Origin of the sequence: uncultured Veillonella sp., from assembly GCF_963551295.1 — a bacterium.
Classification (GTDB): Bacteria; Bacillota; Negativicutes; order Veillonellales; family Veillonellaceae; genus Veillonella.
Map to the genome: position 1 here is coordinate 24,691 of NZ_CAUVFT010000017.1, position 21,611 is coordinate 46,301.

At 40.6% G+C, this 21,611-nt stretch carries 16 protein-coding genes; 2 read left to right on the plus strand and 14 right to left on the minus strand.

Features of this window, described 5'->3' with window-relative positions; all coding sequences use genetic code 11:
• Nucleotides 1-44: 44 nt before the first annotated feature.
• Entirely contained in the window at nt 45-2,219 is a 2,175-nt protein-coding gene (locus tag RYO55_RS06090; protein WP_314984636.1) for a heavy metal translocating P-type ATPase, read from the minus strand.
• A gap of 412 nt (nt 2,220-2,631) precedes the next feature.
• Between RYO55_RS06090 and RYO55_RS06095 the strand changes: the two genes are divergently transcribed.
• Nucleotides 2,632-3,294, plus strand: a complete 663-nt coding sequence (locus RYO55_RS06095) for a YigZ family protein (protein ID WP_314984637.1) — start codon at nt 2,632-2,634, stop codon at nt 3,292-3,294.
• A 14-nt stretch (nt 3,295-3,308) separates the two neighbouring features.
• On the opposite strand, the gene RYO55_RS06100 is transcribed toward RYO55_RS06095, so the two are convergent.
• Nucleotides 3,309-3,494: a hypothetical protein gene (locus tag RYO55_RS06100; RefSeq protein WP_295816443.1), complete on the minus strand. Its 186-nt coding sequence runs from the start codon at nt 3,492-3,494 to the stop codon at nt 3,309-3,311.
• Nucleotides 3,495-3,689: 195 nt separating this feature from the next.
• Here RYO55_RS06100 and RYO55_RS06105 point away from each other — a divergent pair, with 195 nt between their 5' ends.
• On the plus strand, nt 3,690-4,580 hold the full coding sequence (locus RYO55_RS06105; RefSeq protein ID WP_004695545.1) for a LysR family transcriptional regulator: 891 nt from the start codon (nt 3,690-3,692) through the stop codon (nt 4,578-4,580).
• 188 nt (nt 4,581-4,768) lie between these two features.
• On the opposite strand, the gene RYO55_RS06110 is transcribed toward RYO55_RS06105, so the two are convergent.
• The 12 genes from RYO55_RS06110 to RYO55_RS06165 all read right to left on the minus strand — a co-directional run.
• Complete coding sequence (locus tag RYO55_RS06110; RefSeq protein ID WP_314984638.1) at nt 4,769-5,719, minus strand: dihydroorotate dehydrogenase; 951 nt, start codon at nt 5,717-5,719, stop codon at nt 4,769-4,771.
• Nucleotides 5,719-6,486, minus strand: a complete 768-nt coding sequence (locus RYO55_RS06115; RefSeq protein WP_314984640.1) for a dihydroorotate dehydrogenase electron transfer subunit — start codon at nt 6,484-6,486, stop codon at nt 5,719-5,721. The genes RYO55_RS06110 and RYO55_RS06115 overlap by 1 nt, the downstream gene beginning before the upstream one ends.
• Before the next feature lie 4 nt (nt 6,487-6,490).
• Entirely contained in the window at nt 6,491-9,691 is a 3,201-nt protein-coding gene (carB, locus tag RYO55_RS06120) for a carbamoyl-phosphate synthase large subunit (protein WP_314984642.1), read from the minus strand.
• Between the two features lies 1 nt (nt 9,692).
• Complete coding sequence (gene carA / locus RYO55_RS06125) at nt 9,693-10,760, minus strand: glutamine-hydrolyzing carbamoyl-phosphate synthase small subunit (RefSeq protein ID WP_314984644.1); 1,068 nt, start codon at nt 10,758-10,760, stop codon at nt 9,693-9,695.
• Nucleotides 10,760-12,046 (minus strand): dihydroorotase, encoded by a 1,287-nt coding sequence (locus RYO55_RS06130; protein ID WP_270279366.1) that lies wholly within the window; start codon nt 12,044-12,046, stop codon nt 10,760-10,762. The genes carA and RYO55_RS06130 overlap by 1 nt, the downstream gene beginning before the upstream one ends.
• Nucleotides 12,030-12,980 carry an aspartate carbamoyltransferase catalytic subunit gene (locus tag RYO55_RS06135; RefSeq protein WP_314984647.1) on the minus strand — a complete coding sequence of 317 codons (951 nt, stop codon included), beginning with the start codon at nt 12,978-12,980 and terminating at the stop codon, nt 12,030-12,032. Before RYO55_RS06135 ends, RYO55_RS06130 begins: the two co-directional genes overlap by 17 nt.
• 351 nt (nt 12,981-13,331) lie before the next feature.
• Entirely contained in the window at nt 13,332-16,379 is a 3,048-nt protein-coding gene (locus tag RYO55_RS06140; RefSeq protein WP_314984648.1) for an ATPase, read from the minus strand.
• 12 nt (nt 16,380-16,391) lie between these two features.
• Entirely contained in the window at nt 16,392-17,339 is a 948-nt protein-coding gene (whiA, locus tag RYO55_RS06145) for a DNA-binding protein WhiA (protein ID WP_287518226.1), read from the minus strand.
• Between the two features lie 15 nt (nt 17,340-17,354).
• Nucleotides 17,355-18,704, minus strand: coding sequence for a gluconeogenesis factor YvcK family protein (gene yvcK / locus RYO55_RS06150; protein ID WP_221741768.1), 1,350 nt, complete (start codon nt 18,702-18,704; stop codon nt 17,355-17,357).
• A gap of 12 nt (nt 18,705-18,716) precedes the next feature.
• Entirely contained in the window at nt 18,717-19,631 is a 915-nt protein-coding gene (rapZ, locus tag RYO55_RS06155; protein ID WP_004695526.1) for an RNase adapter RapZ, read from the minus strand.
• Nucleotides 19,632-19,643: 12 nt separating this feature from the next.
• Nucleotides 19,644-20,456, minus strand: a complete 813-nt coding sequence (locus tag RYO55_RS06160; RefSeq protein ID WP_156696977.1) for a Cof-type HAD-IIB family hydrolase — start codon at nt 20,454-20,456, stop codon at nt 19,644-19,646.
• Between the two features lie 274 nt (nt 20,457-20,730).
• Nucleotides 20,731-21,611, minus strand: an 881-nt coding sequence (locus RYO55_RS06165; RefSeq protein WP_314984651.1) for a putative porin, incomplete at its 5' end; no start/stop codon positions are given.

The window sequence follows — 21,611 nt, forward strand, 5'->3', positions numbered from 1 at the left end:
AGCACCTATACAATTGTATAGATGCTGTTTTTATCATATATCAATTAGATTTTTGCTCGTTTCAAACGAAGCGAGTTACCTACGACTGTTACAGAGCTAAATGCCATCGCTGTACCCGCAATCATTGGATTTAATGCACCTATTGCGGCCAAAGGAATGCCAATACAGTTAAAGATCAATGCCCAGAATAGGTTTTGTTTAATATTGGTCATTGTCTTACGGCTGAGTCGTACTGCTTGTACCAAGGTATGTAAATCATTTCGTACAAGGACGATGTCGGCTGCTTCTACCGCAATATCTGTACCACTGCCAATAGCAAAACCAATATCTGCCGTAACGAGAGCAGGAGCATCATTGATACCGTCACCAACCATCCCCACTACAAGACCTTTATCTTGTAATTCTTTTACCTTGCTAGCCTTGTCTTGAGGCAATACTTCAGCTATAACATGGGAGATACCCGCCTGTTTAGCAATATATTGAGCAGTTCGACGATTATCACCAGTAAGCATCCATACATCAATACCTTGAGCATGTAACTCTTTTACAACCTCGATAGTTTCTGGACGTAATTCGTCTTCTACAGCCCACAAAGCACTAACAACGCCATCTACAGCTAGAACAGATACGGAAGCACCTTGTTCTTCAAATTGTAAAATATCTTCTTGAACCGCCGTTAAATCATAACCTAGTTCATTCATCCAACGACTGTGCCCAAGTTGTACGGATACGCCTTGGTATGCACCTTGTAACCCTTTACCTGGTACATCAGCAAAACTTTCAAGTTCAACAACTTTACCTTTATAGCCATGATCTTCACCATAGTAAACCATGGCCTTTGCAATCGGATGAGATGTACCACTTTCAAGAGACATCATAATAGACATATTAGTACTTTCATCACCATTATAATTTTTAAAAGCCGTCACATCCAATACACCCTGTGTAAGGGTACCGGTTTTATCCATAACAATGGCATCGAGTTTACCCGCTTTTTCAAGATATTCTGCACTCTTGATGAGCACCCCGTGTTCCGCACCCAGACCAGAGCCAACCATTATAGATGTTGGTGTGGCAAGGCCAAGAGCACAAGGGCAAGCGATAACGAGTACGGCTGTTGCATTAATGAGCGCCACATTGAGGGAGTCGCCCACGATGAAATACCATACGAGACCCGTCACGATAGCGAGACCGATTACTGTAGGCACAAAGTATTGCGCCACAATATCTGCAATGCGTTGAATACTAGCCTTGGATGTTTGTGCCTCTTCTACAACCTTGATGATTTGAGACAACATCGTATCAGAACCGATACGCTTAGCTTCCATGGTAAAAGCACCACTTAGGTTTATAGTAGCACCAATAACTTCAGAACCAACTTGTTTTTCTACCGGTAAGCTTTCACCGGTCAGCATAGCCTCGTCTACGGTGGAGTAGCCATCAGTAATCGTACCGTCTACTGGAATTTTTTCGCCTGCTCGAACCTGTAAAATATCGCCTGCTACCACCTTAGATGTAGGGATGTCCACAAATTCTCCATCACGCAACACATGAGCTGTTGCAGGTTGTAAAGCAATCAATTTTTGAAGTGCTTCAGAGGTACGACCCTTTGCAATTTCTTCTAACAGCTTACCAAGAAGGATGAATGTAATGAGCCATGCAGAGGTTTCAAAGTAAATTCCATGAGGGCCTAGTTCAGGATGAAATTGCCAGTTATAGATACTGAATAAATAGGCTACCGTCGTACCCATTACAACGAGCACATCCATCGTAAGCGCTCCATTTTTTACAGCGCTCCAAGCACTCTTATAGAACATGAGACCTGGACCGAACTGAGCAATAGTAGCAAGAACAAACTCTACCCATACAGGCAATGCCTGAATACCAAATCGATGTAACGTCATATTAATCATCATCGGTACCGCCATACAGGCGGCAATAATAAGGCGTGTAATATGAGGTTTTAAGTTAACCTTTTCTATTTCTTGCTTTGTTTCGTCTGCTTCTGCAGCACCAAAACCAATATTTGTAATGGCATCAATAATCTGTTGTGAATCTATAGTAGCGCCATCTTTATATTCAACGCTCCCCTTTCGAGTTAAGAGGTTGACCTTAACAGATTCTACGCCCTCGACTTTAGAAACGACGTTTTCAACGCGTTTTACACAGGCTGCACAGTGCATACCTGTAATATCAAATTCTTGTTTTTTTACGCTCATATTCACAGGCCTTTCTACTCTGTAGATACATATATCTTATCTTACAACTTACTATATTATTACAAATCCGTACTATATTTTGTATCTATATACTTAAATATACATCTAAACATCGGTCTATAAAAATGATATATACCCTATTGTAAATAAAATAGCCATAAACAGGTTCACTAAGAATGTTTAATATACTCTAAAACTTCAATATATGAACATATTACATGAGTAACTAGTCATATATCTATATTTAATAATAACATAAATTCTCATTACGTCAATATCCTACCAAATATAGAGGGTTATTTCATTTTTACAAGGGAATTAACCTCTTTTACCTATACATAGCATTCATAAATAGATTATAATAAAGTGATGATGAATAAACATAAACTTTGATTCCAAAGGAGGTGAATATATGTCTGAATCAATAAGCCCTACGGTAGAATTTACTTCGGTAGCGAAAGAATTTCGCCATGAATATGTTGTTGAAAAATCACGGTTTATAACAACTGTATATCCTTGCAAGACTGAAGAGGAAGCTCAAACCTTTATAAGCCGCATCAATAAAGAATTCTGGGATGCACGTCATAACTGCACAGCCTATGCATTAGGGCCACAGCAAGAACAACAACGATCTTCCGATAATGGAGAACCATCAGGTACAGCAGGTAAACCAATGCTAGAAGTACTCAAAAAAACTGGCATTACCAATGTAGCCGTCGTCGTAACACGTTATTTTGGAGGTATTAAATTGGGCGCTGGTGGCTTGATTCGGGCCTATTCACACTCCGTTGCGGAAACCTTACGTCTTGCCCCTAAAGAACTACATACAACACGAACCCGACTACAAGCAAAGATTGACTATTCGCTGTATGGAGCAGTAGAAAGATATTTACAGGACGAAGAATTACATTATGAAGCAAGCTTTGGTGAATATGTAGACATTACAATTCTAATACCACCTACTGATGTAGAGCACATACAAAAAGAGCTCCAAGACATAAGTCATGGAGCTGCTACTTGTACTGTATTAGATTCTATTGAGGTGGTACTACCACTAGATAAATTATCTAGTTAGTAGATTCCAAACTTTTAATTGTCGTTATTAACTAAACCGGCTATGCCTTGACCGAGTTCACGACGTTTTTCCTTAGTCATAGGATAAGGCCATACTCGTTCTAATTGTTTTTTCCGGCTAATTTTATTACGAGCCGTCATTAATCTACGTGCTTCCCAATTACGAATTGCTTGACCTAAGGTTCTTTTTACCACGCCCATAGTAGTACCTACTTTCTTAACTCTTGTTGTATATCAAAATTTGTGATAAGTATAGAAAGGTAATTGAAAACTCAATTTACTTTCTATTACTTTGTTGAATTTAGTATATATAGCATTTTATTAAATGTGAAATGACCGTTACTTAGTTCGTTATAATTTTTATTTATCATATTATGTGTATAATAGGGAGATTCTATGGATACATCTTACTACCACAATTTTATTACCCTTGTTCAAACGGGCAATATGACACAGGCCGCAGAGATTCTTCATATTACACAACCAGCGTTAAGTAAGCAGTTGAAATATTTAGAGGCTGAATTTGGGGCTCAATTAATCAACATTAAACGCGGCCAACGAGGATCAAACTTGCAATTAACAGATGCTGGTAAAATCTTTTACGAAAAAGCGCAACAACTTTGCTCTATTGAAGAATCTACATATAATGCTGTACAACAATTGAATTCACGCATTGAAGGTACTTTACGCATTGCGACGTCTGCATCTCGTTCAACGCCAATCGTACAGCAATATTTACCAGCGTTTTCCATGAAATATCCATCTGTCCATTTTGAAATTTATGAAGGACTTATGACAAATGTAGTGACCCAACTCATCAACGGTAGCGCCGAATTAGGTATCGCCAATATTCAAATGGTAGATATCGATAAATTTGATATCCTGCTTACCCAAGAAGAGCATTTATACGCTATTTTCCGTCGTGATGTATTCTGGACAGATCGTGAGCATGATACCATCACGTGGGAAGACATAAAAAAATGTCCTCTATCCCTTTCTGGTGGCTCTGTTCGAATGATTATGCAATCTAGCTTAACAGATATGGAGCAACTTAATGCGGTAGCTATAACTACAACAAAAAGCTCAGCTATTGAGTGGGCCTCTTCTGGTCGTACAGTTTCTTTAGTCCCAATGGACGCTAAGGAACTTATCAATCATCGCAAAATGGCCCGCATTAAATTGCCAGAATTCTCGGGGGATTTCAAAAAAGCTTTTATCACGCTTAAAGGCCATGCGCTTTCCCCAGTAGCGCAGCAATTTATCGACTTCTACAAAGCCTATGTATAATCATAATTATACATATTATTACCATACTATGATATTAACAGTCTATATAATTGGTGCCTATGCAATTATATACACCAATTCAATACATAAGAAAAGACCTAGTACTGAATGTGCTAGGTCTTTTTGTATCATATCCTATATAACGACAAATCTTATGGTTGTTTAAGTTCGCCGTACATATGACTCTGTTATACTTGATGAACAGCACCAACGATATCAGTGATGTTATCAAGATTATGTTGTTCTACATATTCGCTCATTTCACGGGCAATACGTGAAATTGCTGTTGGATCTACCATTGTAGCTGTACCAACTTGAACAGCTTGCGCCCCTGCCATCATAAATTCGATAGCATCTGTGCCAGTCATGATACCACCAAGACCAATAATAGGAATAGTTACCCCTTTATAAACTTGGTGAACCATGCGAAGAGCCACGGGCTTTACGGCTGGACCAGATAATCCACCATAAATATTCCCCAATACAGGCTTTCGACGGTGAATATCTATAGCCATGCCCAACAAGGTATTAATGAGACTTACCCCATTGCCACCACCGGCCTCAACAGCCTTTGCGATTTCCACAATGTCTGTTACATTTGGTGAAAGTTTTACAATAACGGGCTTATCTGTTACTTTACGAACCGCTTTTGTTACCTGTTCTACTACCTTTGGATCTATACCAAAAGCCATGCCTTCACAGGCAACATTTGGGCAAGATACGTTGACTTCAAGGCCTGCAATACCATCTACACATAGTGTTTCTGCCATCCACGCAAATTCCTCTACCGTACCAGCAGACATATTCGCTAGCAATGGTACATCATATTTCTTAAGATCCGGTAGAATTTCTCTAACAAAATGTTCAGCTCCAGGATTTTCAAGGCCAATGCAGTTCAATACGCCAGATGGTGTTTCTGCAATGCGAGTGCCAGGATTACCATGACGACCTTTAGGTGTTAATCCTTTTACAGAAATAGCACCTACTTCATTACTAAGGTCTAAATAACCAGCATACTCAGGGCCATTACCAAAGGTACCAGATGCAGCGATAATAGGATTTTTCATCTTAATCCCGCAGTAATCGATGGCGAGCTTTAGATTAGGCGTAACGGTGTTATTTAAATCGCGTTCACTCATTAAAAGAACACCTCCTCAGCTGGGAATACAGGACCATCTTTACAAACTTTATAACGTTTGCCACCGGCACCATCACAAGCGCAACCTAAGCAGCCGCCCGTACCACATCCCATGCGCTCTTCTAAAGATACTTGGCATGGCACATTGAGTTCTTTAGCCACTTGTGCTACGCCTTTCATCATAGGCATAGGACCACAAGTCATAACAGAAGTAAACGAATTAGCATTAATTAGGTCAGGCATGATTGCTGTAGGGAAGCCTTTTGTACCCACGCTACCATCATCAGTAGTGATGTGGACTTGAACAGGCGTATCTTTAAATAAATCAGCCCAGAAGGTTTCAGTTTCATTTCTAAAACCAAGAATAACTTGTGCTTCTTCACCTTTTTGCAAATGGGATGCGATACATAGCATCGGTGCAATACCAACGCCACCGCCAACGAGAAGCATATTATTAGATGTTACAAACGGTTCGCCCAAAGGTCCTAAACAATCTAATGTATCACCAGGCACGAGACGTGTCATAATTTCAGTCCCCTTGCCTACGACGCGATACAAAAGGGTAATCGTACCCTTTCGGGCATTAAACCCAGCATAGCTAATAGGGCGACGCAATAATGGCGCCGTAGAGTCCGCTACGCGAACATTACAAAACTGTCCTATCTTTGCTTCTGCTGCCTGTTTTGGTGCGTGAATATCCATAATCCACACATCAGAGCCTATTTGCTCATTGCGAACGACTTCGCCCTGTTCTACATAGCCACTCATGGTTTTACTCCAATTCAAAATCTTGTAATGCTTCTACAGTGTAGTTCGCATCATCTTTACGATTCGCCACAACACGCAATACTTCCCGTGCTGTATCGAGACTTGTTAAGCATGGTGTACCCATTTCTACAGCAAGACGACGCAATTGGAATCCTTCGCGTTCAGGTCGTTTCCCTGCAGTCAATGTATTAAGTACAAGATCGACTTTGTCTTGACGAATGTGGTCAGCACAGTTATCATCGCCTTCAGAGATTTTGTTAACTACCTTGCAGTCAACGCCATGTTCTTTGAAGTATTTACCAGTACCACCAGTTGCTTCAATATGATAGCCCAATTCAATAAAGCCTTTTGCTAATTGACTAGCTTCCTCTTTATCGCGGTCTGCAACAGTCATAAGGATTGTACCATCCTCTGGGATACGCATATTGGCACCATTGATAGCTTTGAATAAAGCTTCAGAATATGTGCGACCAATCCCCATAACCTCACCAGTAGACTTCATTTCAGGTCCAAGAGCGATTTCTACAAGACCCATTTTAGAGAAGGAGAATACAGGTGCTTTTACAGCTACATATGGTTTATTAGGTACAAGACCAAGTGGTAAGCCTAAGTCTTTTAAGCTTTCACCAAGGGCAATGCGTGTTGCACATTCTACCATATTGATACCTGTAACCTTAGAAATGAATGGTACAGTACGGCTAGAACGAGGGTTAACTTCGATAACGTTAAGTTCACCATCAGCCACGATATATTGAATATTAAGTACACCTTTAACATTAAGGCCTACTGCAATACGACGTGTATAATCAACGATTTGATCAATCAATTCTTGACTCAAATGTTGAGCTGGATAAACGGCCATGGAGTCACCAGAGTGAACACCGGCGCGTTCGATTTGTTCCATAATACCAGGGATACATACATCGGTACCATCGGAAATAGCGTCAACCTCTACCTCCATACCAACCATATAACGGTCGATAAGAACAGGATGCTCCTTAGATGCTACTACGGCTTCCTTCATGTATACATCAAGCTCTTTATCGTTGTATACGATTTCCATCGCACGACCGCCCAATACATAAGAAGGGCGAACGATTAATGGGTATTTCAACTTTTTAGCTGCTTCTTGTGCTTCTTCATCAGAGGTTACTAGAGCACCTACTGGGCGAGGAATACCAAGCTTCGCCAACAATTCATCAAAGCGTTCACGGTCTTCCGCCATATCGATGCTATCTACGGATGTACCGAGGATTTTGACGCCACGTTCTGCCAATGGGCCTGCCAAATTGATAGCCGTTTGACCACCAAATTGAGCAATGACGCCCGCTGGCTGTTCTTTATTGATGATTTCCATAACATCGTCCACAGTCAATGGCTCAAAGTATAAAGAGTCAGAAATATCAAAGTCTGTAGACACTGTTTCTGGGTTGTTATTAATCATAATAGATTGGTAACCCGCTTTACGAAGGGCCCAAGAGGAATGTACGGAACAGTAATCGAACTCTACACCTTGACCGATACGAATCGGACCGGAACCAAGTACCACTACGGATTTTTCGCCTAGTGGTTTAACTTCGTCTTCTTGTGCATACGCACTGTAATAATAAGGTGTTTTAGATTCAAATTCAGCTGCGCAAGTATCTACGTATTTATATGTTGGAAGAATATTCCATTCTTTACGTTTTGCACGAACATCTTCTACAGTTGTATTAGCATAACGAGCGATAACAGAATCAGTGAAGGAATAACGTTTTGCTTTGCGCAATACATCCTCTCTTAAACCTTGCTCAGCCAATGCTTTTTCCACAGTAACAATGTTTTTGATTTTTTCAATAAAGAATGTATCAATTTTTGTAATATAGTGGATTTTTTCTACACTGATTCCCTTGCGAAGTGCTTCTGCTACAACATAGATACGTTCATCATCTACTAAATGTAAACGTTCGATCAATTGTTCCATAGACTCATGAGCGATTTTCTTAAGCTCAATATGGTCTAAACCAATTTCCAAGGAACGAATTGCTTTAAGTAAGGAGCCCTCCAAAGAACGGTCGATGGCCATAACTTCGCCAGTGGCTTTCATTTGTGTGCCCAAGGTACGATCTGCCAAGTTGAATTTCTCAAAAGGCCAGCGTGGAAACTTAGTTACTACATAGTCAAGAGTCGGTTCAAAGCATGCTTTAGTTTCACCGGTTACAGCATTTGTAATTTGATCCAATGTCATGCCTACTGCAATTTTTGCTGCTACCTTCGCAATTGGGTACCCAGTTGCTTTAGATGCCAATGCAGAGGAACGAGATACGCGAGGGTTTACTTCGATAACAATATATTCGTTGCTATTTGGATTCAAAGCGTATTGTACGTTACAACCGCCTTCGATTTTTAAATAACGGATAATCTCTACAGATGCGGTACGCAGCATTTGGTATTGAATATCGTTCAAGGTTTGGCTTGGTGCCACAACGATAGAATCCCCAGTATGCACACCAACAGGGTCAATATTTTCCATATTACATACGATGATGCAGTTATCTGCACTATCGCGCATTACTTCGTATTCAATCTCTTTCCAGCCTGCAACGGAACGTTCTGCTAGAATTTGGTGAATTGGTGAAAGTTTCAAACCACGACGTGTGATTTCATACATTTCATCTTCATTATGGGCAATACCTCCACCAGTACCGCCTAATGTGTATGCAGGACGGATGATAATAGGATACCCAATACGATTAGCAAAGGCTACTGCTTCTTCAAGATCGTTAAAGATATCGGATTCAGGGACCGGTTGGTTGATTTCCTTCATCGCTTCTTTGAAGAGTTCACGGTCTTCGGCTTGTTTAATGGCTTCAAGAGTTGTACCAAGAAGTTTTACACCATATTCTTCTAATACGCCAGCTTCAGACAATTGTACCGCCATATTAAGACCTACTTGACCACCTAATGTAGCCAACAAGCCCCAAGGGCGTTCTTTTTTTATAACTTCTGTTACGAATTCAAGACTAATCGGTTCTACATATACGCGGTCTGCAATATCTGTATCAGTCATAATAGTAGCAGGGTTGGAGTTAACTAATACTACTTTATAACCCTCTTCTCGAAGGGAACGGCATGCTTGTGTACCAGCATAATCAAACTCTGCAGCTTGACCGATAATAATTGGACCAGAACCAATTACAAGTACTTTTTTTGCTTCTGAGGTCATATTATTTTCCCTTTCTCATTAAGTCTTCAAATTCGTCAAACAAGTATAGATTATCTGTAGGTCCAGGAGATGCTTCTGGATGGTATTGGACAGAAAAAATAGGCAACTCTTTATGACGCATACCTTCTACAGTACCATCATTTACACTGCGATGTGTAATTTCCACAAAATCGGGCAAAGAAGTATCATCGACTGCATAGCCATGATTTTGAGACGTAATATACACCCGGCCAGTACGTAAATCTTGTACAGGGTGGTTGGAACCACGGTGACCAAACTTCAATTTAAAGGTAGAACCACCAAAGGCTTGTGCCAATACTTGATGGCCCATACAAATACCAAAGATTGGCTTTTTACCGAACATCTTTTTCACTTCTTCTACAGCATAGCCAAGGTCCTTAGGATCTCCAGGTCCGTTAGACAAGAAGATACCATCCGGATTACTTGCTAATACTTCTTCAGCTTTTGCATCTGCTGGGAATACCGTAAGGCGACAGCCTGCTACTTCTAAAGAGCGAAGAATGTTTTCCTTCACACCATAGTCCATTACAGCTACGTGAAACTCTGCATTTTTATCGCCACGCATACCTTGCCATTTTGTAGTTACTCGCATAACTTGATCTGTTGGCAAGTCTTGTTTAAACAATTTTTGAATATCTTCCATAGGGTAATCAGAGCGTACGAGTACGCCCTTCATTACACCATGGTTACGAAGAACACGTGTAATCGCACGTGTATCTACATCATAAAGGCAAGGGATGCCGTGCAAACGAAGATACTCACTAAATAACCCCTCATTTTGCCAGTTAGATGGGAAGTCACACAGTTCACCTACAATAAAACCTTTACAATATGGTTTAGGACCTTGAGTGATAGAATTTAAAGTACCATAATTACCAATTAAAGGATAGGTTAATGTAATAATTTGATCCGCATAGGATGGGTCAGTCAAGATTTCTTGATACCCGGTCATACCTGTGTTAAATACAACTTCGCCTACCGTTGGGGCGCCACCTAATAAGGAACCTTCAAACACAGAACCATCTTCAAGAACTAACTTGCCTTTCATTATAAGACTACGCCCTCCTTCATAACAATTTTGCCATCAACTACTGTGAGTTTAGCTTTACCTGTAACAGTCATACCATCAAATGGGCTAACTTTACCTTTTGTATAAAATTTATTTCTATCTACTGTCCACTTTTCAGTTGTAGAAAATACAGTAATATCCGCTGGCTTACCAACTTCAAGAACACCTGCATCAAGGTGCATCAACTCAGCTGGTCGAGTACTCATATAGTACACAACTTGATCAATGCTAAGTTTATCAGGACCATATGCATTTGTAATAACCGCTGCCAAAGATGTTTCGAGGCCACTGAAACCATTTGGTGCACAGCAGAATTCATGGTCTTTTTCTTCGTATGCATGTGGTGCATGGTCTGTAATAATCGCATCGATTGTGCCATCTTTCAAGCCTTCTAATAATGCTTGGCGATGATCTTCTGAGCGAATTGGAGGAGCCATTTTAAATGCTGGATTATATTCGCGTAGGTATTCATCTGTGAAAGACAAATGTTGGCTTGTAACTTCACAGGTTACATTAAGACCTTTAGCCTTCGCATGGCGCACCATATCTACAGTATTTTTACTACTTACGTGAGCAATATGGATATGACCACCTGTCATTTCAGATAACAAGATATCACGAGCAACAGCCAAATCTTCAGCTACTGCAGGACGACCAATAACACCTAATTCATAAGAAACAATACCTTCATGCATATGGCCATTTTTAGTCAATGTAATATCTTCTGCATGGTCGATAACCATCTTATTAAACATGGACGAGTATTCTAAAGCACGACGCATAAATGCAGCATTTTCTACATAGTGACCATCATCGGAGAAAGCTACTACACCAGCTTCTGCCATATCCCCCATTTCAGCAAGTTCCTTACCTTCAAGACCTTTTGATACCGCACCAATAAATTCTACCTTAACAACACCAGTAAGTTCGGCTTGCTTTTGCAACCCTCTTACGAGCGCAGCATTATCTACTACAGGATTTGTATTAGCCATAGTTACAACACGTGTGAAACCACCTGCAGCAGCGGCTTGTGTACCGGAGTGGAAATCTTCTTTTGCTTCTTGACCTGGCTCACGCAAATGTGTGTGAATATCGATAAGGCCTGGTGCTACAATAAGACCTGTTGCATCATATATCTCAGCACCTTCAGCATTTAAGTTTTGACCAATGGCTGCAATTTTACCATCTTTTACGAGAATGTCTGCTACTTCGTTTTGTTTTTTCGCCGGATTTACTACCGTACCATTTTTAATAAGCAAGCTCACTACCGTCACCTCCGATAATAGTTAAGTACAATACAGCCATACGTATAGCTACGCCATTACGCACTTGTTCTTGAATTACTGATTGATCAGAATACGCCACATCTGGTGCGATTTCTAGGCCACGGTTCATTGGGCCTGGATGCATGACCATTACATTGTCTTTAGCTAATTTTAATACATCGTTATTAATACCAAAGATACGTGCATATTCTCTGTTTGTAGGATATAGTGCAGAGTGAATGCGTTCTAATTGAATGCGAAGTACGTTTACCACATCTGCATCAGCAACGGCTTCACGAATATCGTGGTGTACGGTAACACCTAATTTTTCAAGTTCTGGATATACCATTGTACGAGGACCAGCTAAATGTACATCAGCCCCCATTTTTGTAAGTCCATAAATGTTGGAGCGTGCTACGCGACTATGCATTATATCGCCAAGGATAACCACCTTTAACCCCTCAATAGATTTCTTTTTCTCTAAGATAGAATACATGTCTAGTAATGCTTGTGTTGGATGCTCATGAGCGCCATCACCTGCGTTAATGATAATCGGATCTACGGCTTTCGTAGCATATAAAGGTGCACCTTCTGCGCTGTGGCGCATTACGATAGCATCTGTACCCATGTAGGACATAGTTAATAATGTATCGCGGAAGCTTTCACCTTTACCCATGGAAGATCCACTAGGAGAAAGATTGATTACGTCAGCCCCTAAGTATTTGCCGGCTAACTCAAAGGAACTACGGGTACGAGTACTTGGTTCCATAAAAAGGTTGATAATGGATTTCCCCTTTAATAGTGGAACCTTCTTGTCATCAGAAAGAACGATTTTCTTCATTTTCTTTGCCACATCTAAAATCAATTTGATTTCTTCAGGTGACACATTTTGCAAACCCAATAAATCTTTGCCTTTTAGGCTAACTTGTCCCATGATTTCCTCCTAACTCACGTAACAAAAAAGACCTTTTGCCCAGGGCAAAAGGTCAAATAGTTTGCACAAAGAAGCCCCTATGGGCACTTCAACTATATTCCTTTCTCAGCCTCTCTGGACTAAATTAAAAGGTATTGTATTATGCAATGGTCTCTCGTACCATATATGCATTTCTTTATTTATTGTACTGAATCCACCTTTGAAAGTCAATGTAAAACACAAAATTCATATGGATTTTAAAAAGAGGACAAGCATATAAAATTGCTTGTCCTCTCTATATTTAAACAGCTATTAATCCACTTCTATATCTTAAACTTTAATCTAAAATTTCTTTTTTAGAAATTAAGGGTCTTAACCTAATGGATATAATCTTGGTGGGTTTTCTTCATCATTTTGCTGTTCATTTTGTGGAGTATATGGCATTTGATCTTGTTGCGGCTCATTCGCTACAGGATTTATCTGCACATATTGCTGATTTGGCGACAATTGAGGTTGACGTTGCTCACGACGACGTGTATTTTGAGATGCAGTCGGTCTAGGTTTAGTCAACTCATCAATGGATACAGCATTTGGAATAGTTACATTTGATGTATCCCCATGAATATCATCAAGTTCACTGAAGGAAGGAGTCCTCTTAGATGCTTGAGCAGCCTTACGTTCGGCTTCAAGTTGTTGGCGTGCAAGTTCTGCACGACGACGAGCACTCTCTTGTTGATCTCGGACACGTTGAATAGCTTCAGCACGCTCTTTTGCTTTACGCTCGATTTCAGCTTGAGCCAACGCTTGTTGACGAGCAGCTTCAGCTTTACGCTCTGCTTCTAGTTGCGCTTTATATCGTTCCTCAGCAATACGTCGTGCCTCTGCGGCTTGACGTTCTGCTTCAGCTCGTTCTGCAGCAAGTCGCTCTTGCTCTGCCTTACGAGCTTCCGCCACTATACGAGCCGCCTCTGCTTTACGAGCCTCTTCGGCACGTCTTGCTTCTTCTATGCGGCGAGTTTCTTCGGCTCTACGCGCTTCTTCAGCACGTTTAGCCTCTGCAACAATTCGAGCTTCTTCGGCACGGCGCGCAGCTTCAAGACGTTCCTGTTCAGCTCTACGTTGTGCCTCAAGTCTAGCTGCTTCTGCTTTCCGAGCTTCTTCTGCTCTACGTGCTTCTGCTGCTAAACGAGCTTGTTCAGCTTTACGCGCTGCTTCAATTCGAGCTGCTTCAGCTTTGCGTGCGTCCTCTGCTCGTTTTGCTTCTGCTGCTACGCGAGCGGCCTCAGCTTTACGTTCCGCTTCAATTCGAGCTTCTTCTGCTCTACGCGCTTCCTCCGCACGACGAGCCTCTTCTGCTTTTCTTGCTGCTTCCATTTGTTGTGCTTCCAAAGCAGCCTTAGCCTCTGCCGCTCTACGAGCGTCTTCTTGGCGCTTCGCTTCAAGAGCGGCTTGCTCGGCAGCACGTTGTGCTTCTAAAGCAGCTTTCGCTTCTGCTGCTTTACGAGCTTCTTCGGCACGTCTTGCTTCCAATGCTTCCTGCTCAGCTTTACGTTGTGCTTCTAAACGAACTCTAGCCTCAGCAGCCAAGCGTTCCTCTTCGGCCTTTTTGGCTTCTAAAGCAGCTTTTTCTGCTGCTCGTTGCGCTTCAAAGCGAGCCTTAGCTTCGGCCGCTTTTCTTTCTTCCTCCGCTTTGCGTGCGGCCTCAATACGAGCAGCTTCAATTCTACGTTCTTCTTCAAGACGTTTTGCTTCCGCTGCTAGTCGAGCTTCTTCTGCTTTACGAGCCGCCTCTAGTCGATCCGCTTCCGCTTTTCTCGCTGCCTCGATACGTGCCATTTCAGCTTTACGAGCCGCTTCCGCCTTGCGAGCTTCCTCTGCTTTACGCTCTGCTTCGGCTTTTTCAGCCATCTTGCGCTCAATTTCAGCATGCTTGGCTTCTGCAGCCTTTCGCAACATTTCAGCTTTTTCTGCAGCTAGTCGAGCCTCTTCGGCTTTTTTACGAGCTAAGGCTTCTTTCTCGTCTTTTGCTTTTTTAAGTTGCGCTTCTTTTTTTACATCTGCTGCAGCTTTATCGCTTAACTTTTTAGTTTCTTCATGAGCAATTGTTTCTGCCCGTTTAGCTGGACTTTCAACAGTAGATTTTTTAGTATCTACTGTCCCTTTATCTCCATCTTTACCACCTACAGGACCTACAGGTATTTGTGTGCTCCCTTGAGTTGGGTGCCCTAAGATATCTTTAACATCTTTCGGTACATTAACAGCAATGGTTTGATGTTTTTGTGGATTTGCAAGAGATTCAGGAATTAACAAGAAACGAATTGGCAAATTCGATGCACCAGCTGGCATAAAGTTTAACGTTAATAAATCACCCGCATTATAGTTCCCTAAAAGACGGCTATCTAATATAGTACCTTCCCCTAATGCGGAAATACCATCTGCACCACCAATGTGATAAGTCCGTGTATCTGTCTGTCCCCTTCTAGCACCTTGTTGATGTAATGTTTTTATCGTAAAGGAACCAGAATAAGGTCCCCCAAGAGGGTTAAAATACAGTCTAAACGGTTCATTACCCTTAGTAGGAATTTTTAGCGTATATGATACGCCATAGTTACCACGATCTCGAACAAATGCTTTATTTTGCATTTCGTCTACACCATTAATAAACGTATCTTCTCGGTCATTACCAATTTCTACAAAGGCACCACCTAAAGCGGTGTCGAATGGTGTAGCAACCTCCATATTACGTTTAGCACCAGTATAGGTACCGCGCAATTGTATTTCATCTATGGGAAGATTTTTCACCCAATGTGACGCATCTACGGGGTCCATCCCCATAGGTAGCATCATAACACGCGCAAATATAGGCCCTTCTGTTTTAATATCTACGATGCCCGTAAATAGTGCATCTCGATTTACCGGTGTATTTTCTAAGTCACTAAAGATTAATTGACGCCCTTGTGGTGGGATGCTAAGAGAGTATAACGGTCTTGCATCTGGGCTTTCATTAAGAGGCTGCTCCAAATCCTTCCGAGACAAATCACGACCTGCTGCAAAATAGTCAGGTGTAGCTACAGATTTTAATTGTCTCATGACATGTACTGAAGTTGGATAAGCCGTTTGGTTTTCTAAGACGATAGCAATCTTGTGAGGTAGATCCATTTCATTTACATGATAGAAATAGATACGCCCATTGCCATTAATTGTACCTGCACTTAACGTACCTCCTACAGGTCCTACATATTCAGGACTATCCGATAGGAGCAATGTATCCGTTTGAGACACCAACGATGGTGGTAACGGAGAAAACTGAAAATATCCAATTGATTGTAAATCTATATCACGAGCTTCTACATGGCCTGTAAGGGCAGCCATGGCAGCCATAGCCGCAGCTACACAATATCTTGATTTATAGGAAAACATATATTATTACCTCTATATTTCTTCGAGCCCCAACGGGTCATACGTAAGTGCTAATGCTTCAATCTTCTTTAGTCGATGGCCAATTCCAGATTTAGATAGTTCCCCCTCCATCAACTCTTCAAGCTCTTTTAAACTCGCTTCAGGATTCTCCCACCGAAGTCTTGCAACGACGCGCAACTTTTCAGGTAATTCTTCAATACCGATCTCTCTATCAATAATACGGATTGCTTTTACCTGACGAACTGCTGCATCCACAACCTTCTGTAAATTTGCCGTCTCACAGTTGACTTGACGATTTATTTGATTCCGTACGGTTTTCATAATCCGCACGTTTTCAAATTCCATAAGCGCCGATTGAGCACCCATGATTTGCAAACAATTTGTTACTGCATCCCCTTCTTTAAGATATACTACATACTCTTCTTTCCGCTCCGTTAAGCCTGCATGAATGTGAAAAAGCCGTAATACATGGATAATTTCCCTCGCAAAAATCTCGTTTCCCGTCATAAACTCAAGATGGTAATCACTTTGTGGCTTATTAACAGAGCCTCCCCCTAAAAAAGCTCCCCTTAAAAAGGCACGTCGTGCTTCCATTGATTTGAGCCAACTGCGAGGAATTTGTTCGGTTACAGGCCATAAAGCAAGATCCTCTAAAGCCTGTCTCCCCTCTATAGAAGGTTCCACAGAGAGCGTATACATATTTTTTTTACGCAGGTTTAAACCTTGTCGTACTAATACATTTGTAGGTAATTCGTATTGCTTTTTCAAAATACCAAGCAACCGACGAGCTACTGCATTATTAGCCGTAGCTAAACGAATGCCAACGGCACCTTTCATCCCCAAAATGATAGATCCGCTCATACGCAATAAGCAAGACGCTTCAATTTTCATGGCCACATCCGCATCACTAGAGACTTCATATTGGCATAATTCATTTTTTACATCTTCTGCAAATGACATGGACATCCCTTCTCATTAATGATCATCTCGTTGAAGATAATATTCCAAGATATGCGGTTCAGTGTTAGATTGCATAGCATGAATGATATCCATAATAACTTTTCCTAACCGTTCAGGATCGTGAACAGCTGGTTTTTGAGGGTTAATTAAGGTAGCTCGTATAGTGCGGATTCCTTTGTCTTGTAACTTTTTAGTATCTAATACCAATGGTTCAGATCCTACAGCACTATATTGTTCAACCATTTGAATTGGCAACGGCCCATCATTGGCAAGAACAGTATCTATAATTCCTTCTCCGCCATGAGCAATTAAAGCCTCTACATGGTCATTTAATGTGTAGCCTGTGGTTTCACCCGGTTGTGTCATAACATTAGCAATATAGATTTTATTAGCCTTACTAGCACGTACATGAGAGGCCAACTTATCAGTTAGTAAATTTGGGATAATACTTGTATATAAACTACCAGGACCTAAAATAATTACATCCGCTTCATCAATGGCACGTAATGCAGCCCCCTCTGGCTTAGGCAATGCTGGATCACTATAGATATGGCGAATTCGTTTACCCGAGTGTGGTATATTACTTTCACCTTCTACAATAGTGCCATCTGTCATCTCTGCACGCAATTTAATGAACTCTGTAGAGGAAGGAATTACACGACCACGGACACGCAACAATTTACTAGCCGCTTCAAGAGCTTCTTCAATATCTCCATCATAAACTTGAGCAAGCGCAGTGATAAAGAGATTACCAAAACTGTGCCCAGAAAGCTCATTTTCACCATCGAAACGATAACGGAATAAGTTCTCCATTACTCCTTCTTGTTCAGCTAGTGATACTAAACAGTTTCGCAAATCACCAGGAGCTATCATTTGAAAGTCTTCTCGCAAGCGACCAGAAGAACCTCCATCATCAGCGACAGTTACAATCGCAGATAGGTTTGATGTATATGATTTCAAACCACGCAATAAATTTGATAAGCCCGTACCACCACCGATTACTACAATTTTTGGGCCCTTATCGAGTCGGATATTTTGAAAAATAATATCCGATACCTTGCTGTCAGGATTAGGTAGTACCGCACGAATAATCGTTTTAATAACTTTACTCGTACCGATGAGCATTAATACAGCACCAATCGATAATAGTACAGCCCCTACAGCAATGAGTACATTATAATTGTAAAAGCCCGTCATATTATAGGAAAAGGCAAGTACAATATCTTCAAGAACCGCAAGCCATTGATAGTTAAAAATCAAAGAAATACCAATAATTAAAAGACCTACACCACAACTAAATAGGGCAAGCCAACGTTTTATATTTAGACCCGGAATTAGCCACCGGAACCATCCTTTTCGCAACATAATCCCCCCTATCTAGTTATCAAGTGTTATAATTTCATGAGGATTATAATCTTCTTCTACATTATTTTTCATCATATCTCTATGTTCAACAGTTACACGATATCCTTTTTCTAACAAGTGGGAGTATAGAGCCTCTGCCATAGCTACAGATCTATGCATACCACCTGTGCAACCTACTGCCACAATAAACTGAGATTTCCCTTCTTGTTCATAATTTGGCACAAGGAAGTCCATGGTATCAAAGTAACGTTTTTTAAATTCCTCGGTTACTTCAAAGGAATGGATATATTCATTCACTGCTTTCACACGACCTGTTTTATGACGAAACTCAGGAATATAAAATGGATTAGGTAGAAAACGAACATCCCATACCATATCTGCATCGAGAGGAATACCATACTTAAAACCAAAGCTCACTACAGTAATCGCCATACCATGAGCTTCATCAACTTGAGCAAAGCGCGTTTTTAAATACTCTTTCAAGCTAGCCGTCTTCATATTAGTGGTATCAATAATAAAATCTGCTTTATGGCGCACAGAGTTAAGAATTTGGCGTTCTTTTTTTAGCCCTGTTGTAATTAGCCCATTAGGAGCCAATGGATGACTCCGTCGACTTTCCTTATATCGACGAATCAAAGTCTCATCTGTAGCATCCATAAATACAATTTCAAAATCTACCTTCATATCTTTTAATGTATCTAAAGATGAAGAAAGAGCTTCAAAAAATTCGCCCCCCCGAATATCTACAACAAGAGCAACGCGATTAGTCCGTTCTCCACCTTGTCGGCAAATTTCACTTAATTTAGGAATCAGCACAGGGGGAATATTATCAATACATAAATACCCCATATCTTCTAAAGCTTGCAATACTTGAGTTTTGCCGGCACCTGACATACCTGTAACTATTAACAAACGAAATGCTTCCATAGTTTTACTCCATTATAAAAGATTATCCTCAATCCAATGGGCTACTCCATCGTCATTATGATGGCCACAAATTGTATAAGCCACAGATTTTACATGATCTGTAGCGTTTTCAACAGCTACAGAGTAACCTGTTTTACGTAGCATAGAAATATCATTTTCTGCATTACCAAAAGAAACGATATGTTCTAAACTAATATGATTATCTAAAGCTAGTTGTGTCAAAGCACGCCCCTTTGACACATTAAGGGCAACGATTTCTAAAAAGTCTTTTTGGCTACGAACTAGATTAACCAAATCGCCCACTTCAGGAGTCAAAGTATCAATAATTTGATCAATCCCCTCTACTGTATCAATAGCGATTAGCTTATTTGGTTCAGACTCTAAAGTATATAACCCATCACCTAAAAACTCTGCTTTCGCTCCCGTTTGAACTTCATAGAGATCGGACTGCCACGTTTTATGATGACATAGCAAATGATCATCTATATAAGATTGTATATGCCAATCATATTGTTTTGCTAATTCATAAATACGCTGTACAGCCTCAACAGAAACGGTCTGCTCAAATAGTTTACACCCTGTTTCCAATTCTTGAATGAGTCCTCCAGAGAACAAAATCATCGGTACATTACCAAGCTTTAATGCCTGCCCAATGGGCTTAGCCGTTTGATACATCCGTCCCGTAGCAATGGTAACAACGATGCCCCTTTGCTGTAAACGATGTAACACATCTACTGTATAGTCAGATACAGTATTATCACTGCGTACCAAGGTTTCATCACAATCGATGGCAACCATTTTAATATGAGAAAAAGAAGGATTCATGTTTGCCTCCTTTATAGAAATTTTAAATACTCTTTATTATACCATTAATAGTGGCTATATAGATAGAAATTAGCGGTAATAACCCTAATAATGACAAGAAAGTTTACTCATGAAATTTCCATTAAATGAAAAATCATCTATTTTCGATAAATCATTCTATATTAATTAAATAGACGGCATTAATGAAACACTATATAAAAAGCCTCATATTATTTTATATTAAACACAAAAAGAGACTCCCGAAGGAGTCTCTTTCGTATGAGTAACTATCAAATTAGAATTTGTAGTTAAGGTCTGCACGGTAGAAGTCAGCTTTATCATTACCGTTTTGATCTTTCCAATCAAAACCGTAGTTAGCTGTTAAGCCTACGTTGTTTTGCAATGCATAGTCAACAGTTGCCATCCAACCTTTAGCATCTGTAGTGTAGATGTGGTTGTAAGTAGTATCAATGATAGGAGCATTTTCTTTTGCGTTGAAGTATTGACCTTTTACGCCCCAAGTACCTTGTTTTTTGATGTCGTAGTTACCATAACCTACGCCTGCTGTCCAAGCTTGAGATTCTTCAAGGCTAGAAGCTTTCAACCATTCGCCACCAATCCAAATTTTATCGAAGTTAGCATCAGCATTGAAACCATATACGTTTCTAACATCATCATCTTGGTTAATACGGTCATAGAAACCACCAACCATAGCATGTTTACCAACTTTACCATTAACATTTACGATAAGATCAGTAACATTTTCCTCTTTAGTCAAGCCAGCTGCATCGCCAGATACCATGTAACCATAAGCTACTTGTGCATTAACTTTGTCATTGCCAGCATTGAATTGAGCACCGTCGAAAGTACCATCAAATGCTAAGCCGCCACCAATAACTTGGTTAAAACGACCAGCTTTCAAGGATACGCGTTCGCCGAATTTGTGGTTAACATAAGCGCGGTCGATTTGAGCGTCTGCTTTACCACCAGTAGTGGAGTTACCCAATTCGAAGTTACCAGATGTCAAACGAACTACTGCGTCAGTGCGATCGTTTACTCTTGCATTGAATTGTACACGTGCACGAGCGTCAAATTTGGATTTTTCATGTTCAGCATCTTTATAACGAAGACGAGCATCACCAGTAACTTTTACGTTACCAACGCGGTCTTCCAAAC

What these genes read in the sequence shown, in the direction of transcription:
- RYO55_RS06090 (WP_314984636.1), bottom strand. Translation starts at nt 2,219, where the DNA reads ATGAGCGTAAAAAAACAAGAATTTGATATTACAGGTATGCACTGTGCA.
- RYO55_RS06095 (WP_314984637.1), top strand. Translation starts at nt 2,632, where the DNA reads ATGTCTGAATCAATAAGCCCTACGGTAGAATTTACTTCGGTAGCGAAA.
- RYO55_RS06100 (WP_295816443.1), bottom strand. Translation starts at nt 3,494, where the DNA reads ATGGGCGTGGTAAAAAGAACCTTAGGTCAAGCAATTCGTAATTGGGAA.
- RYO55_RS06105 (WP_004695545.1), top strand. Translation starts at nt 3,690, where the DNA reads ATGGATACATCTTACTACCACAATTTTATTACCCTTGTTCAAACGGGC.
- RYO55_RS06110 (WP_314984638.1), bottom strand. Translation starts at nt 5,719, where the DNA reads ATGAGTGAACGCGATTTAAATAACACCGTTACGCCTAATCTAAAGCTC.
- RYO55_RS06115 (WP_314984640.1), bottom strand. Translation starts at nt 6,486, where the DNA reads ATGAGTGGCTATGTAGAACAGGGCGAAGTCGTTCGCAATGAGCAAATA.
- carB (WP_314984642.1), bottom strand. Translation starts at nt 9,691, where the DNA reads ATGACCTCAGAAGCAAAAAAAGTACTTGTAATTGGTTCTGGTCCAATT.
- carA (WP_314984644.1), bottom strand. Translation starts at nt 10,760, where the DNA reads ATGAAAGGCAAGTTAGTTCTTGAAGATGGTTCTGTGTTTGAAGGTTCC.
- RYO55_RS06135 (WP_314984647.1), bottom strand. Translation starts at nt 12,980, where the DNA reads ATGGGACAAGTTAGCCTAAAAGGCAAAGATTTATTGGGTTTGCAAAAT.
- RYO55_RS06140 (WP_314984648.1), bottom strand. Translation starts at nt 16,379, where the DNA reads ATGTTTTCCTATAAATCAAGATATTGTGTAGCTGCGGCTATGGCTGCC.
- whiA (WP_287518226.1), bottom strand. Translation starts at nt 17,339, where the DNA reads ATGTCATTTGCAGAAGATGTAAAAAATGAATTATGCCAATATGAAGTC.
- yvcK (WP_221741768.1), bottom strand. Translation starts at nt 18,704, where the DNA reads ATGTTGCGAAAAGGATGGTTCCGGTGGCTAATTCCGGGTCTAAATATA.
- rapZ (WP_004695526.1), bottom strand. Translation starts at nt 19,631, where the DNA reads ATGGAAGCATTTCGTTTGTTAATAGTTACAGGTATGTCAGGTGCCGGC.
- RYO55_RS06160 (WP_156696977.1), bottom strand. Translation starts at nt 20,456, where the DNA reads ATGAATCCTTCTTTTTCTCATATTAAAATGGTTGCCATCGATTGTGAT.